The organism is Rhodoferax sp. GW821-FHT09E07, assembly GCF_059416145.1.
In genome coordinates, this window is sequence record NZ_JBWKOP010000008.1 from 91474 (window position 1) to 107271 (window position 15798).

Below are 15798 nucleotides of genomic sequence, written 5' to 3' on the forward strand. Positions count from 1 at the left end.
TTACACCAGTTTTATTGACTCAAATCAAATTAAAGCGGCGTCAAAAGCCCGCTATGCGCCGCCGCATGGCGCAACCATGCACCATCTTGTGCCAGCGCCAGTGCAGCCTCCATGGCACGGGAGGGACGTACCTGCGCGTGGCGCATGAAGCCGATGGGTGTGAGCACCTGCGGGCTCACCAGTGGCAGCGCCTCCAGCTCGCGGTAGCCGCGCACTGCGGCCACCAGCGCACCGGGCATCACGCTGCACACCTGGCCCGCCGCCACGCTCAGAGCCATGGTGAGAATGGAATTGGTCTCAATAATGGCCGTCACACTGCAGTCCACACTGGCAAAGGCGGTGTTGACGATGGTGCGGTTGTGCATCTCTGGCGTCAGCAGGCACAGGGGCTGCTGCGCTGCGCTTTGCCAACTGATGGGTTCGCCTATCTGTAGCTCCTGCACATGGGGTTTGGCCGCACGGCGCAGCAAAAAATAGTGCTCGATGTACTGCGGCAGCGCCTGCAACCTGGCGCCGCCCAGTCCCATGCGGTCGGTATACCCCAGGCCCAGGTCAATGGACAGGTTGTCCAGCCGCGTCTCCAGTACCGAGGAACTCAGCGACAGCACCACCGGCATGATGGCGGGGTAGCGGGCCTGCAGCATGGCTGCAAAGCGCGCCGCAATCGGCACCGCCGTCGGTACGGCGCCAATGACCAGACCACCCGCTGGGCTGTCCACAGTACTTTTAAGGGACTGTTGCAGCACCTGGTGCTCGTGCAGCATGCGTTGCCCTGCGGCCAACACCTGTTCGCCTTCGGGTGTAAGGCCTGCAAAGGTACGGCCCCGGCGCACGATGACCACGTTGAATTCTTCTTCCAGAGCCCGCAAGGCATTGGACAGCGCGGGCTGCGTGATGTGGCAGGCTGCGGCAGCGCGTGCAAAGTGGCGATGCTCATTGAGCGCCACCAGATATTTCATGGAAGCCAGCAAATTCATGTCACTACGTCCAGCGGGTTACGGCGCGACGATTATGCGGGGCGCCCTGCTATTCTTGCCCACCATGACACAAGCCGCCGCCCTGACCACCCTGCTGCGCCGCTATTCGCTGGGCGTGAAACACCTGGTAGAGCCAGGCCCCGATGCGACACAGCTGCAGCAGATGGTGAGTGCAGCCCTGCGCGCGCCCGACCATGCAGAGCTGGTGCCCTTCCGGTTGGTGGTGGTGCAAGGCGAGGCCCGGCAGCGCTTGGCGGAGCTGTTTGCCACCCATGCCTTGAACAAGGGCAAGGACCCCGAGGGCGTGGCCATGGAGCGTGAACGCGCGCTGCGTGCCCCGGTCACCGTGGCGGTGCTGGCACGCATAGACCTGGGCCACCCGGTGGTGCCCGCGCACGAGCAGTGGATGTGTGTGGGCGGTGCGGTCACCAACTTCCTCAACGCGGCCCACGCGCTGGGCTTTGTCGGCAAGATGCTCAGCGGCGACAAGGCCCGCGCACCTCACCTGATCCATGCCTTTTGTGAACCCGGCGAGACCCTGGTGGGCTGGGTGGTGCTGGGCACCCCCACGCGCGAACCGCGCGGAGATGGCCGCAAGGACAGTATCCAGGCGCTACGCTTTTGGTAGCTGCTGGCGCATATTCCACGCGGGTTAGCGCCCTATTTCACTTAAAAGTCAGCTGTTCTTGCTGATGGTAATGGTGGGGAACTTGCTGGAAAAGTCCTTGGCCTGGGCGGCAATCTTCACCGCCACCTGGCGCGCCATGCCCTTGTAGATGTTGGCCACTTCGCCGTCAGGCTCGGCCACCACGGTGGGGCGGCCACTGTCGGCCTGTTCGCGGATGTGCAAGGCCAAGGGCAAGGCGCCCAGGTAGTCCATGCCGTAGCCCTCGGCCATCTTCTTGCCGCCGTCGGCGCCAAAAATGTGTTCCACATGGCCGCAATTCGTGCAGACGTGCACCGCCATGTTTTCCACGATGCCCAGAATGGGCACGCCCACCTTCTCGAACATCTTGATGCCCTTCTTGGCGTCCAGCAGCGCAATGTCCTGCGGCGTGGTCACCACCACGGCGCCGGTCATGGGCACGCGCTGGCTCAGCGTGAGCTGGATGTCGCCGGTGCCGGGTGGCATGTCCACGATGAGGTAGTCCAGGTCTTGCCAGTTGGTCTGGCGCAGCAGCTGCTCCAGCGCCTGGGTGGCCATGGGGCCGCGCCAGATCATGGCCTGGTCGCCATCCACCAGAAAACCGATGGACATGACCTGCACGCCGTGGTTGCGCATGGGGTCCATGGTCTTGCCGTCTGACGATTCCGGGCGGCCTTCAATGCCCATCATCATGGGCTGGCTGGGGCCGTAGATGTCGGCGTCCAGCAGGCCCACGGTGGCGCCCTCGGCGGCCAGGGCCAGGGCCAGGTTGGCCGCGGTGGTGCTCTTGCCCACACCACCCTTGCCGGATGCCACAGCCACGATGTTCTTTACACCGGGCAGCAGTTGCACACCGCGCTGCACCGCATGGGGAATGACCTTGGTGCTGGGGGTGACCTGCACGCTGGCAACGCCGGGCACCGTCTTGGCGGCGGCGCTGAGCGCCTCCACCATGGCGGGCCACTGGCTCTTGGCGGGGTAGCCCAGCTCCAGGTCCAAACGCACATCGCCGCCCTGGACGGCGATGTTCCTGAGGGCCTTGGCACTGGCAAAGGTTTGCTGGGTGTTGGGGTCGATAACGCCTTGCAAAGCGTCGTGAATGGCTTGAACGGTCACAGACATGAAAACTCCTGAATCCACCAAGTCTAGCGGCCATCGCATGCCCGCACTGGCGCAGGTGCCGTGGACAGGCGGCGTACCAAGCGCGCAACGTCTAGGGTTAACCCCGCGCATTTAAGTGTTTACAAGCGCATGGGGCTTTTCATAATGGCCCTATGCACCACGGACCGCCTCCCTTGCCCGCCAACGGCCTTCTGCTGACCGGCGGTGGTGCTCGCGCGGCCTACCAGGTGGGGGTGCTGGAGGCCATTGCCGACATTCGCCTGGCCTGCGGCGCGGGCGACCAACCCAACCCCTTTCCCATCATCGCGGGCACGTCCGCGGGCGCCATCAATGCCGCGGCCCTGGCCTGCGGTTCGGACAACTTCGACGCCACGGTACGCATGATTGCCCACACCTGGCGCAACTTCCACGCAGACCAGGTGTACCGTGCCGACCACCTGAGCATGATCCGATCAGGCGCCACCTGGCTCACGCTGCTGTCACTGGGCTGGCTGCTGGCCAAGTGGCGGCGTATCAAGCCGCGTTCGCTGCTGGACAACACGCCGCTGGGCGAGCTGCTGCAGAAGCTGGTGCCTCTGGAGCGCCTGCCGCATCTGATCCGCCGCGGCCACCTGCAGGCCTTGGCGGTCACCGCGTCCAGCTACAGCTCGGGCGACCACATCACTTTTTTTGAGGGTGACAAACGCCTCATGCCCTGGGTGCGCAGCCAGCGCCTGGCCGTGCGCAGCAAGATCACCCACGCCCACTTGCTGGCCTCTTCTGCCATTCCGTTTGTATTCCCGGCCGCCGAGCTGCACATCCAGGGCCACAGCGAATACTTTGGCGACGGCTCCATGCGGCAAAGCGCGCCGGTATCACCCGCTATTCATTTAGGAGCTGAACGTATCCTGGTGGTGGGGGCTGGACGCATGCACGAGCCCAAGAGCGAAGCCCACCTGCACACCACCAGCAGCTACCCCACCATCGCGCAGATCGCCGGGCATGCACTGTCCAACATCTTTCTGGATGCGCTGGCGGTGGATGTGGAGCGCGTGCGCCGCATCAACCAGACCATCAACCTGGTGCCCGCCGAAGCCCGCAAGGCCAGCGCGCTGCGCCCGGTGGAGCTGCTGGTGATTGCGCCCAGCCAGCGGCTGGACGCCGTGGCCGCCCGCCATGTGGGCGACCTGCCGCGCGCGGTGCGTACCATGCTGGGCGGCGTGGGCGTGTCGTCGGCCAAGGCCGATGTGAAAGGCGCCGCTCTGGCCAGCTACTTGCTGTTCGAGAGCGGCTACACCAGCGAACTGATGTCGCTGGGTTATGCCGACGCCCAGGCCCAGCGCGCCGAGGTGTGCAAGTTCTTTGGTTGGGTGGACCCCGAGGCCATCACCGAACCCGGCACGCTGGCGCCCGCACCACGCGAGGAGCGACGCCGAGACCCGCTGCGCCTGCGCCACTGAACGGCGGCGCAAGCCCCAGCCTCAGTCAATGGAAGGGCAGCCGGGCGGCAGCATGGGCATGCCTTCGCCGTTGGTGTATTCCCCCAAAAAGTCCAGAAACCGCCGCACCGCCGGCACCATGCCGCGGCGTGACGGGTACACCGCGTGGAAGATGCCGCGCGGCGGAGCCCAACCCGGCAGCACATGCACCAGACGCCCCTCTTCCACCTCGCGGCGGCACATGTAGTCGGGCAAAAAACACATACCCGTGCCCTGCAGCGCCGCGTATTTCAGGGTGAGCAGGTCGTCGGCCACATAGCGCGGCCGGTGCACCAGCGGATGGATGGCCCCACCAGGGCCTTGCAGCACCAAGGTGGCGCGGCCATCTACAGCCGACATGGCAATGGTGTCCATGCGCGCCAGATCGTCGATCGACGTGGGCCGCCCCTGGCGCTCCAGTTGCAGCGGGCTTGCCACCAGCACGGTGGCCGATTCGCCCAGCTTCTTCACCACCAGGCTGCCGCTGTCATCCAGCGTGCCACGCACACGCAGCGCCACATCGATGCCCTCCTCCACCAGATCCACCACCCGGTTGCTGATACGCATGTCCACCTTTACCTGCGGGTAGCGGGCCAGAAACAGCGCCATGATGGGCCCCACCGTGTGCTGCGCCAGGGTGACCGGGCAAGTGATACGGATGGTGCCGCGCGGTTCGGTCTGGGCCTGTTCCACGGCCTCCGCGGCGGCCTCGGCCGCATCACGCATGGCCATGCAATGGCGCAGGTAGACCTCCCCCACCTCGGTCAGCGATAGCTTGCGCGTGGTGCGCTGCAGCAGGCGCACACCCAGCCGGGTTTCCAGCTCGGCCACGCGGCGTGACAGCTTGGATTTGGGAATACCCAGTTGGCGGCCCGCGGCCGCAAAGCCACCCCGCTCCACCACCTCGGCGAAATACAGCATGTCATTGGTGTCCTGCATATCCAGCCCTTTATTGTTCCAAATTTAGGACAATCTAACGCAAATATGCAGACTTATCAAACATTCGCTCATCGAAGACACTAGTTCCATCGAACCAACCCCTTGAAGGAACTGTCATGAAACTCTTGCACATCGACTCCAGCATCTTGAGCGGCGGCTCCATTTCCCGCCAGCTGACCAAAGACACCGTGGCCCAATGGGTCACCAACCATCCCGGCACCACCGTGGACTACCTGGACCTGGCCGTGGACACCCCCACCCACTTGTCCGCTGAATCCCTGGGCTTCCGCGCCCCAGCCGGCGCCGACATGAGCGACGTGCAAAAGCGTGAAAACGCTGTGTCCGAAGCCCTGGTGAGCCAGTTCCTGGCCGCCGACGTGATCGTGGTGGGCGCTCCGCTGTACAACTTCAGCATCCCCAGCCAGTTGAAGGCCTGGATCGACCGCATCGCCCAACCCGGCCGCACCTTTGCCTACGGCGAGTCTGGTCCCAAGGGCCTGGCCGGCGGCAAGACCGTGATCGTGGCCTCCACCCGTGGCGGCGTGTACTCCACCAACGACTGGGGCCGTGCTGCGGAACACCAAGAGAGCTACCTGCAAACCGTGTTCGGCTTCCTGGGTATCACCGATGTGCGCTTTGTGCGCGCCGAAGGTGTGGCCATGGGCGACGCCAAGAAGGCAGAAGCCCTGGGCGAAGCCGCCAACAGCATCGCCAAACTGGCCGCCTGATTGGCAGATTGAGCGGCGCTGGTCCACATCAACCAGCGCTGCAAAAACAACAAAGCCCGGCTCTGCCGGGCTTTGTTGTTTGCGTGGTGTTAAATGGTCGGCTTCGAACCACGACTGCAGAGCGACCATGCTCCAAACACTCCAAAGCCTCCCCCGCACCGTCTGGCTGATTGGCCTGATCAGTCTGCTCAATGACTCCGCGTCCGAGCTGGTCTATCCGCTGATTCCGCTGTACCTCACCTCGGTGCTGATGGCCGGGCCCAAGGCCCTGGGCATCATCGAAGGCATTGCAGAGGCCACGGCCAGCCTGCTCAAACTGTTCTCCGGGGTTGTGGTGGACCGCACCCGACGTGCCAAGCCGTGGATTGTGTTTGGCTACGGCATGGCAGCGTTTGGGCGCCCCTTGATTACCTTGGTGACCAGCTGGTACGGCCTGTTGTTCATCCGCTTTGCCGACCGGCTGGGCAAGGGCTTGCGCAGCTCTCCGCGGGATGCCTTGCTGGCCGCCAGCGTGGCGCCTGGACAGCGCGGACTGGCGTTCGGCCTGCACCGCGCCATGGACAACGCAGGGGCCGTCATTGGCCCGCTGGCCGCGGCGGCCATGCTGGGTGCGGGCATGGCAATCAAGGATATTTTTCTGTGGGCTCTGCTGCCCGCCGTGGTGTGCTTTGCCTTTGCACTCATGTTGCAAGAACCCAAGGTGGAGGGACCCAGGACCCACAAGCCTTTTGACTGGCGCCTGAACGACATGCCGCCCGTTTTCAAACGCTACCTGGTCGTCGTTGCGCTGTTTACGCTGGGCAACTCGTCCAATATGTTTTTGCTGCTGCGCGCGAAGGAACTGGGCGTGCCTGAAGCGCAGATTCCCTTGCTGTGGGCCGCCGTGTCGGCCGTGGCCATGATGTTTTCCACCTACCTGTCCGGGCTGTCGGACCGTGTGGGGCGCGTGCGCCTGCTGGTCGGGGGTTACGTAGCCTATGGCATTTTCTATGTCGGACTGGGAAGCATTGCGCAGAGTGGATGGCTGCTGTTTGCCCTGTTCGGGTTCTACGGCCTGTTCATGGCCGCCACGGAAGGGGTGGAGAAAGCGCTGGTGGCGGATATGGCGCCTGCGGACCAGCGCGGCACCGCGTTTGGCTGGTTCAACCTGACGGCTGGCACCTTTCTCTTTCCGGCCTCGGTGGTGTTCGGCTGGATTTACCAAAGCGTGTCACCGCTGGCGGCCTTTGGCTTCTCCGGGGGGTGCGCGTCGTTGGCTGCCGTGCTGCTGTGGACTTGGGTCAAGGTGCAACCGGCCGACATCCTCGCGTGAGGCACGCGCGACGCGGCGTGAAACCACAGAAAATACCCCGAGACCCCTTGGACCGATGATGCACCCCACCCGCCCAGAACAACTTGCCCTGCTTCCCTACACCGTGCGCTGGCTGGTGCTGTCCACGCTGGTGGGGCTCTTGGCGGGCTCTGCATCCGCCGTTTTCCTGCTGGCGTTGGATGCCGCCACGGGCTACCGCGAAGCACACCACTGGATGGTCTGGCTACTGCCCGTGGCCGGCTTTGCGGTGGGCTGGGTGTATCTCAAGATTGGCCAACAGGTCGAAGGCGGCAACAACCTGCTGCTCGATGAGATCCACGATCCGCAAAAAACTGTGCCCCTGCGCATGGCACCTTTGATTCTGGTGAGCACCGTGGTCTCCCACCTGTTTGGCGCGTCAGTCGGACGCGAGGGCACCGCCGTGCAAATGGGGGGCGCCCTGGCCGACCAGCTGACCCGCCTGTTCAAACTCAACAAGGAAGACCGGCGCATTCTGCTGATGGCCGGTATTGCCGCAGGTTTTGCGTCGGTGTTTGGCACACCACTGGCGGGCGCCGTGTTCGCGCTGGAGGTATTGGCCATTGGCCGCTTGCGCTATGACGCACTGCTGGCTTGCACGATGGCGGCGGTGGTGGGAGACCAGACCACGGCGCTGTGGGGCGTGCACCATACGCACTACGCGGTGACGAGCATTCCCGCACTGAGCCTGTGGGGTTTGACTGCAGCCCTGATTGCAGGTGGCATTTTTGGCGTGGTAGGCATGCTCTTTGCCGGTGCTACCCACTGGCTTTCCGCCCGCTTCAAAAAGCACGTGCCCTATGGACCGGTGCGCCCGTTGATCGGTGGCTTCGTGATTGCGGCAGTGCTTTGGTTTCTGGGCGCCTGGCGCTATGCAGGCCTTGGCATTCCCGTCATCGTGGAGTCGTTCGAACAACAACTTTTGCCATGGGACTTCCTGGGCAAGATGGCACTGACCATCGCATCACTGGGTAGCGGATTCAAAGGCGGTGAAGTGACGCCCTTGTTCTACATTGGCGCCACGTTGGGCAATGCACTGGCGCCGCTGCTCCACATGCCGTTTGCCCTGTTGGCGGCCTTGGGCTTTGTGGGGGTGTTTGCGGGAGCCGCCAACACCCCATTGGCCTGCACCCTCATGGCCATGGAACTGTTTGGTGCGGATATTGGCGTCTATGCCTTGGTGGCGTGTGTGGTCAGCTACTTGTTCTCCGGGCATACCGGCATCTACAAGGCCCAACGCATAGGGCACTCCAAACACCAGCCACTGCCTGACGGCATCAAACTCGGTGACGTTGCCAGCTATCGCCAACAGAGGCAGGACAAAACTGGCACGGGCGACGACCAGGTGAAGTAAGCCGGTGGCGCCAAGAATGCCCTGCGCGCCGCTCAGGAGAGCACGTAGTAGCCACGCTGCACGGCGTAGGCGGTGATCTCGGCCGCGTTGCGCAGCGAGAATTTTTCCATCAGGTTCCTGCGGTGCGTGCGCACCGTTTCTACGCTGAGGGACAGCCGCTCCGCGATTTCGGGGTTGCTCAGCCCGCTCGCCACCAGCGACATGGTCTCGCGCTCGCGCGGGGTGGCCACCGGTTCGTGGCCCGTGGCGTCAGAACGCAGAGGACGCGGCAGGAAAGCGGCAGCAATGTTGCGGCTGACGTACTGACGCCCGGCCAGCACCGCGTGCACCGCCTGCAGCAGCTCTGCGCTGTCTTCACTCTTGTGCACATAGCCATCGGCGCCCGCCGCCAACGCCTGCCCTACGGAGTGGGGCTGCAGGTCGCCGGTCAGCACCAGCACCTTGACGGACTCCGCGAACTCGGCCTTGATAGCGGCGGCAACGTCTACGCCGTGCAGCCCCGGCAGGCCCAGATCCAGCAGCAACAGCTGGGGCCTGTACTGCCGCACCAATGCCTCGACGGCACGGCCGTCGCCGGTTTCCGCGACGACCTCGAAGCCCGGCTGGGTGGACAGCAGCATCTTCAGGCCCTCGCGCATCAGCACATGGTCTTCAGCAAGAATGATGGCGGTGTTTGCACCGGTTGGGAAATTCATGGAGTTGCTCATGGAATGCTGCGCATCAGCTCGGCAAGCACTTGCGGCTCCACCGGTTTATAGACCAAGCGCAGGCCCTGCTGCGCGGCCTCGGCAATCGGCTGCGCCGAGGTGTCGCCGGTGATGATCACCGCAGGCACTTTGCGTGCCAAGCGGCGCGTCACCGCTTCCACGGCCTGGATGCCGGTAACGTCGCTGGCCAGGCGGTAGTCCGAAAGAATCAACCGGATACTGTCCTGGTGGAGGTCGGCAAGGGCCAGCGCGTCTTCGAGCGAGGCGGCCACCAGCACAGAATGCTTCCATTCCGCCAACAGGCGTTGCATGGATTCACGCAGCTCGGGGTCATCGTCAATCACCAGCACGCTGCCCGCGAAGGGCTCCTGCGGGTCTGCTGGCAGTGAAGCCGGAAGCTCGGGCGCAGGCGCGCGCGGCAACGTGACGGAAAACACCGAGCCCTTGCCGGGTATGGACCGCACCTGAATGGACCCGCCCAGCAATTGCACCGAGCGCGAAACGATGGCCAGCCCCAGGCCCAGGCCGTGCTCGCGGTCGCGCGCCACATTGGGCACTTGGTAGAACTCGCCAAAGATCCGGTCGCATTCTTCCTGCGCAATGCCGATGCCCGTGTCCAGCACTTGCACCTCCACCTGCTGCGCATGCCGCCTGCACCCCACCAGAATGCGGCCGTGTTCGGTGTAGCGCACAGCGTTGGCCACCAGGTTGGACAACACACGCGCCAGCACCAGTGGGTCGGTCTCGACCCACAAACCGTGCGGCACCACCATCCGGAGCTCCAAGCCTTTGGCCTGTGCCGGGCCTGCAAAAGCGTTGCCGACTTCAGCCAGAAGGCTGGCCATGTCCACCGGGCGCTGGGTGATGGTGACCGTGCCACTGTCCAGGCGCGACAAATCAAACAGGCCGTTGAGCAGGTGCCCCAGGCCATTGAGCGCCATTTGCAGACGCCCGGCGATGTGCCCGACCTCGGCACCCGTCAGGTGCGCGCGCTTGGCCATGGCCTGCAGCGTGGCCACAAAAAGACTGAGCGCCTGGATGGGCTGGCGCAGGTCGTGGCTGGCCACCGCCAGGAACTGCGACTTGGCATGGCTGGCCGCCTCGGCCTGCTCCTTGGCCGTGCGCAGGTCGGCGGCGGCGCGCAGGCCCCGCATGCGGCGCATCAGCACAAACCAGGTGAGCAGCGCCGCCATCACACTGGCCACCACGCCCAGCCGCGCGACCCACTGCAGCCGGCTGATCGCAATCTCGGTAGTGAAGTTGGGCAGCGAGTGGGCCGTCAGTGTCCAGCCATAGCCACCCACTTCGACCTGCTGCGTCGTGTAGAACAGCGTGAGCGTCGACTCGCCACCCACCCGGTCACTGTAGGTATCTATCAGCTGGTCGTCGTCCTGCCCGGCGCCGTCGTAGACCTCGACGGTGATGTTGGCGCGCTCGCCCAGGATGTTGTCCATCAAGCCATCCATGCTGAAGGCCGCGTAGATCCAGCCCTTGATGTGGGCACGGCGCTCGGCCACGGTACTGTGAGGCTTGCCGTTCTGGTAGACCGGCAGGTACATGCGGTAGCCGGCCTGTACCTGGGTTGCATCCTCTTCCGGCAGCTTCACCTTGTTGGAAATCGCAATGCTGTCGCTGTCGCGCGCGGCTTCCATCGCTGGCCGGCGCGAGGGTTCCAGAAAAAAGTCCGTGCCCAGCGTACTGAGGAACGAGGAGCCACTGGGCTCGAAATACAGCGCTGACGTGCTGGCACCGGTATCGCTGGGCGGCTGCACCGTGTACGCCGGAAAACCCTGGCTGCGCACGGTGGCGATGTGCCGCTCGCGTTCGGCCGACGGCACGATGAGCGCAAAGCCCATGCCCTGCAGACCCGGATGGTTCTGGATGCGCAGGTTGGCGACAAAGGACTGGAAGTCGCCGCGCTGCACATTGTCGGACGTGGCGAACAGGCCATGGGTGGCGCGCAGCGCCTGCTCATAGGCCAGCATGCGCTCCCGAAACAGGCTGGTGGTCTCGCGCACACGTGCGTCGAATTCGCCCTGCAGAACCTGCCCGATCTCCCGGCGCTCGCGTTCCCAGAAAAACCAGGTGGCGGTCAACGCCAGGCCCAGCACCACAGCCGGCAGCAGATAGCTCAGGAAGCGCAGGCGCCCGAGTGCTGGCGGGGCTTTGCGGGGTGCGCTGGATGGCGCGGGGTTGGTGTTTGGCATGGGTGAACAGGCCCTAGCGCTGGTACGGCAGCAGGATGTGCTCGGCCTGCGCCTGCGCGTCCTTCAGGGCCTCTTGCGGCGTCTTGGCGCCGGTGAGTGCCGCAACCAGCCCCGCGTTCAGGGCCCGTGTGACGCGCTGATTCTCGTGCGTGGACAGTTCCGCCACGGCGTGTGACAACTGGTTGCGGGCGACAGCCGCCTGCGGAAAGGCCATCAGGTAGTCCTTCATGGTGGGTGTGTCCCACGCGGCCGGGCTCACGCCGATGTAGCCGGAATCGATGCTCCAGCGCGCCGTGCGCTCGGGGGCGACCATCCACTGAACGAATCGGAAGGCCGCTTTTTGTCGCGCCGGCGAGGTCTTGCGGAACACATAGAAATTGCCGCCGCCCGTGGGCGAACCGGCCTGCTTGTTGCCGGGCAGAGGGCCGACTCCGAAGGCAAACCCTGCCTTGGCCTTCAGATTGGCCAAGTTGCCGCTGGTGGTCCAGATCATGGCGGCCTTGCCACTGAGGAAATCGCTGGGCGTGTTACCCCATTCAATGACCCCGGGCGGATGGACCTTGCGCGTACGCGACAGGTTCACCCAGTACTGCAGGGCCTCGACCACGGCGGGGCGGTCGAACCAGGTCTTGGTGCCAGCCTCATTCATCAGCTGGGCGCCATTGCCGGTGACCAGCCCCTGGAACAGCCAGTACGGAAAGCCAGAAGAGGGAATCTGTAGCCCCCACTGCGTGGTGACGCCAGCGTCGTCGCGCCGCGTGAGCTTTTGCGCAAAGTCGGCCATCTGGGTCCAGTTGGCCGGTGGGAGGTCCGGGTCCAGCCCGGCTTGCCGGAAGAGCTCTTTATTCCAGTACAGCAGGATGGTGGAGCGCTGAAAGGGAATGCCCCAGGTCTGGCCAGCGGCGCGGCTATTGGCCATCAGCGCAGGGTAGAAGCTGCGCATCCAGGCCACATCGTCGGCATTGCCCACCAAATCGTCGAAAGGCACGATAGCGCCGGCATCGATCAGCGTGAACATATCTACCGCAAACAGCACGGCAACATCCGGCGGTGTACCGCTTCTATGGGCCGTCAACGCTTTGACGATGGAATCCTTGTAAGTGCCGGTATAGGTCGGCGTGACGCGGATATCAGGATTGTCTTTCTCAAAATCGGCCACCAGCGCCGAGATACTTTTGGCGACCGGTCCGCCCACGGCGATGGGAAAGTAAAAGGAAATCTCGGTGGGCTGGCCATGGCTAGGGCCGCACAGGGCCCAAGCTATCACAAGCAGCGAGGCTTTCAGAATGTTCAACATGGCGCTGGCTTTGTGTTTGATCTCTTTTGGAACGGCCCCCAATGGGCAGCACCTGAGTCCAATCGTAACTAATGGTAACGACTGGACTAGCAAACCATGTGCCGTGTGACTGCCCGAATGCACTCTCTGGCGCAAGCCCCTCACTAACTATCCTCCAGCACCCCCAGCGCCTCCCGCGCCCAGGCAATGCTCCCTTCCTCGTACATGATCCCCTTCTTCAGGATCAGGTGCTGTAACCGCTTCGCACGCGGCATGGCATCACCACGCGCAAAGTCACGCGCCTCAATCGCTCGGTAGTGGGCCAATCGCTCGGTATGGTGGGCGATGCGCTCACGCAGTTCGCCACTTAAATCCACCTCATCCAGCGCAGCATCAGCGCGCAACTTCACAATGAACTCGTCGCGCAGATCCATATGCGCCGCAGGCTCTTGAGTCCAGCGCACCAGCTCGGCGCGGCCAGCGGGCAGCACCTTGTACTCGCGCTTGCGGGTGGCGCCGGCGTCGGGGGCGGAGTCGGAGACGATCCAGCCTTTGTCTTCCATGCGGGCCAGTTCTCGGTAGATCTGCTGGTGGGTGGCGTGCCAGAAGTAGCCGATGGACTTGTCAAAGCGTCGCGCCAGCTCGTAGCCGGAGGACGGTTTTTCGATCAGGGAGGTGAGCACGGCGTGGGCAAGCGACATGCGGGCGAGTCTAAGGGCAGCCCTCTAACTATGCAACTAGTTGCATAAACCTCGCTAGACTTCTACACTGCTGCAACTGGTTGCATAGTTGCGCAGCAGCCACCCAACAACAACGGAGACCGCCCCATGACCACCGCTACTGCCACCTACCCGCACATGCTTGCCCCGCTGGACCTGGGCTTTACCACCCTCAAAAACCGCGTGCTCATGGGCTCCATGCACGTGGGCCTGGAAGAGGCACGCGATGGGTTTGCGCGCATGGCGGCTTTCTATGCCGAGCGCGCCAAGGGCGGCGTGGGCCTGATCGTGACCGGTGGCATTGCCCCCAATGACCGCGCCCGCCCCATGCCTGGCGGCGCGGCCATGACGAGCCAGAAAGAGGCCGACAAGCACAAGGTGGTGACCGAGGCCGTGCACGCCGCGGGCGGCAAGATCTGCATGCAGATCCTGCACTTTGGCCGCTACGCCTACCACCCCGAGCTGGTGGCGCCCAGCGCGCTCAAGGCGCCGATCAGCGCCTTCCGTCCGCACGCACTCACGTCTGAGGAAGTGGAGCAGACCATAGAGGACTACGCCAACGCCGCTGCGCTGGCGCAGAGCGCGGGCTACGACGGCGTGGAGATCATGGGCTCCGAGGGTTACCTGATCAACGAGTTCGTCGCCCGCCAGACCAACCACCGCGACGACGCCTGGGGCGGCAGCTATGAGAACCGCATCCGCTTTCCGCTGGAGATCGTGCGCCGCACGCGGGCGCGGGTAGGCGCTAACTTCATCATCATCTTCCGCCTGTCCATGCTGGACCTGGTGGAAGGCGGCTCTACCAAAGAAGAAGTGGTGCAGCTGGCGCAGGCGCTGGAAGCGGCAGGCGTGACGATTCTTAACACCGGCATTGGCTGGCACGAGGCGCGCATTCCCACCATTGCCACCAAGGTGCCGCGCGCGGCCTTTGCCTGGGTGACCGAGCAGCTCAAGGGCAAGGTGAAGATACCGCTGGTAGCCACCAACCGTATCAACACGCCCGAGGTGGCAGAACAAATTTTGGCGGACGGCATGGCCGACATGGTGAGCATGGCCCGCCCATTTTTAGCGGACCCTGACTTCGTGGCCAAGGCCGCCGCCGGCAAGGCCAACACCATCAACACCTGCATTGGCTGCAACCAGGCCTGCCTGGACCACACCTTTGGCGGCAAGATCACCAGCTGCCTGGTGAACCCGCGCGCCTGCCACGAGACGCTGATGGTGGCCACGCCCGCACCGCGCAAGGAACGCATAGCCGTGGTGGGCGCAGGCCCGGCCGGGCTGGCCTTCTCTACCGAAGCGGCCAAGCGCGGCTTTGAGGTGACCTTGTTTGACGCGGCCAGCGAGATTGGCGGTCAGTTCAACGTGGCCAAGCAGGTGCCGGGCAAGGAAGAGTTTTACGAGACGCTGCGCTACTTTGGCACGCAGATCGAGGCCACTGGCGTGAAGCTGCAGCTAGGCAAAAAAGTGAACGCACAAGACCTGGCCGCCGCTGGCTTCCAACACGTGGTGCTGGCCACCGGCGTGAGCCCGCGCAAACCCGAGATTGAAGGCATCAACCACCCCAAGGTGCTGGGCTACCTGGATGTGCTGCGCGACAAAAAGCCCGTGGGTAAAACCGTGGCGCTGATCGGCGCGGGCGGCATTGGTTTTGATACCGCCGAGTACCTGCTGCACGAAGGCACCAGCCCCAGCCTGGATCAAGACAAGTTTTTTGCCGAATGGGGCGTGGACACCACGTTTGCCCACGCGGGTGGCCTGAAGCCCGCGCACATCGAGAAAACGCCGCGCAAGGTCTACCTGCTGCAGCGCAAGACCAGCAAAGTGGGCGACGGCCTGGGCAAGACCACGGGCTGGATCCACCGCACATCGCTGAAAAACCGCCAGGTGGAGATGGTGAACGGCGTCACCTACCGCAAGGTGGACGACGCGGGCCTGCACATCACCGTAGGCGACAAGGACATGGTGCTGTCGGTGGACAACGTGGTCATTTGCGCGGGCCAAGACCCGCAGCGTGAACTGCAGGCCGCGCTGCAGGCCGCCGGCGTCACCGTGCACCTGATTGGCGGCGCCGATGTAGCCGCCGAGCTGGACGCCAAGCGCGCCATCAAGCAGGGCACGGAACTGGCCCTGGCATTTGGTGCCGAGAAGGCCGAAGCCCCCAAGGCCGGCGCCGCGGCCACATTGGCGGCAACGCTACCCGCACCGGTGGCCGCCAGCCTCAAGCTCTGGCACCAAATGATCGAGGACAAAAACCTGGGCGAGCTGGCCACCATCCTGCACCCCAAGGCGGTGTTTCGCTCGCCCATGGCACACACGCCCTACCCCAGCGCGCA

At 64.2% G+C, this 15798-nt stretch carries 12 protein-coding genes and 1 pseudogene; 6 read left to right on the forward strand and 7 right to left on the reverse strand.

What is annotated here, in order from left to right; translation table 11 throughout:
• Window positions 1–29: 29 nt before the first annotated feature.
• Window positions 30–977, reverse strand: coding sequence for a LysR family transcriptional regulator (locus AC07OE_RS16545; RefSeq protein ID WP_495071675.1), 948 nt, complete (start codon window positions 975–977; stop codon window positions 30–32).
• A gap of 64 nt (window positions 978–1041) precedes the next feature.
• Between AC07OE_RS16545 and AC07OE_RS16550 the strand changes: the two genes are divergently transcribed.
• Window positions 1042–1605, forward strand: a complete 564-nt coding sequence (locus AC07OE_RS16550) for a nitroreductase family protein (protein ID WP_495071676.1) — start codon at window positions 1042–1044, stop codon at window positions 1603–1605.
• A 48-nt stretch (window positions 1606–1653) separates the two neighbouring features.
• Here AC07OE_RS16550 and apbC read toward each other — a convergent pair whose 3' ends face one another.
• Window positions 1654–2745, reverse strand: a complete 1092-nt coding sequence (apbC, locus tag AC07OE_RS16555; protein WP_495071677.1) for an iron-sulfur cluster carrier protein ApbC — start codon at window positions 2743–2745, stop codon at window positions 1654–1656.
• A 152-nt stretch (window positions 2746–2897) separates the two neighbouring features.
• Between apbC and AC07OE_RS16560 the strand changes: the two genes are divergently transcribed.
• The gene (locus AC07OE_RS16560) at window positions 2898–4184 is read left to right on the forward strand and encodes a patatin-like phospholipase family protein (protein ID WP_495071678.1); all 1287 of its coding nucleotides are present in this window, start codon (window positions 2898–2900) and stop codon (window positions 4182–4184) included.
• A 21-nt stretch (window positions 4185–4205) separates the two neighbouring features.
• Here AC07OE_RS16560 and AC07OE_RS16565 read toward each other — a convergent pair whose 3' ends face one another.
• A complete protein-coding gene (locus AC07OE_RS16565) occupies window positions 4206–5141 on the reverse strand; it encodes a LysR family transcriptional regulator (protein WP_495071679.1) in 936 nt (311 codons plus the stop codon).
• 116 nt (window positions 5142–5257) lie between these two features.
• On the opposite strand from AC07OE_RS16565, the gene AC07OE_RS16570 reads away from it, so the two are divergent.
• The 3 genes from AC07OE_RS16570 (at window position 5258) to AC07OE_RS16580 (ending at window position 8553) form a co-directional block, all read left to right on the forward strand.
• A complete protein-coding gene (locus tag AC07OE_RS16570; protein ID WP_495071680.1) occupies window positions 5258–5869 on the forward strand; it encodes an FMN-dependent NADH-azoreductase in 612 nt (203 codons plus the stop codon).
• A 127-nt stretch (window positions 5870–5996) separates the two neighbouring features.
• Complete coding sequence (locus AC07OE_RS16575) at window positions 5997–7181, forward strand: MFS transporter (protein ID WP_495071681.1); 1185 nt, start codon at window positions 5997–5999, stop codon at window positions 7179–7181.
• 55 nt (window positions 7182–7236) lie between these two features.
• Complete coding sequence (locus AC07OE_RS16580) at window positions 7237–8553, forward strand: voltage-gated chloride channel family protein (protein ID WP_495071682.1); 1317 nt, start codon at window positions 7237–7239, stop codon at window positions 8551–8553.
• A 32-nt stretch (window positions 8554–8585) separates the two neighbouring features.
• On the opposite strand, the gene AC07OE_RS16585 is transcribed toward AC07OE_RS16580, so the two are convergent.
• The 4 genes from AC07OE_RS16585 to AC07OE_RS16600 all read right to left on the reverse strand — a co-directional run bounded on the left by AC07OE_RS16585 (window position 8586) and on the right by AC07OE_RS16600 (window position 13444).
• Window positions 8586–9248 carry a response regulator gene (locus AC07OE_RS16585; protein ID WP_495071683.1) on the reverse strand — a complete coding sequence of 221 codons (663 nt, stop codon included), beginning with the start codon at window positions 9246–9248 and terminating at the stop codon, window positions 8586–8588.
• Between the two features lie 8 nt (window positions 9249–9256).
• The gene (locus AC07OE_RS16590) at window positions 9257–11467 is read right to left on the reverse strand and encodes a CHASE domain-containing protein (protein WP_495071684.1); all 2211 of its coding nucleotides are present in this window, start codon (window positions 11465–11467) and stop codon (window positions 9257–9259) included.
• Window positions 11468–11480: 13 nt separating this feature from the next.
• Window positions 11481–12764: an ABC transporter substrate-binding protein gene (locus AC07OE_RS16595; protein ID WP_495071685.1), complete on the reverse strand. Its 1284-nt coding sequence runs from the start codon at window positions 12762–12764 to the stop codon at window positions 11481–11483.
• 143 nt (window positions 12765–12907) lie between these two features.
• The gene (locus AC07OE_RS16600; protein ID WP_495071686.1) at window positions 12908–13444 is read right to left on the reverse strand and encodes a PadR family transcriptional regulator; all 537 of its coding nucleotides are present in this window, start codon (window positions 13442–13444) and stop codon (window positions 12908–12910) included.
• A 126-nt stretch (window positions 13445–13570) separates the two neighbouring features.
• On the opposite strand from AC07OE_RS16600, the pseudogene AC07OE_RS16605 reads away from it, so the two are divergent.
• Window positions 13571–15592: pseudogene (locus AC07OE_RS16605) on the forward strand (oxidoreductase); the annotation flags it as partial.
• Window positions 15593–15798: the final 206 nt, after the last annotated feature.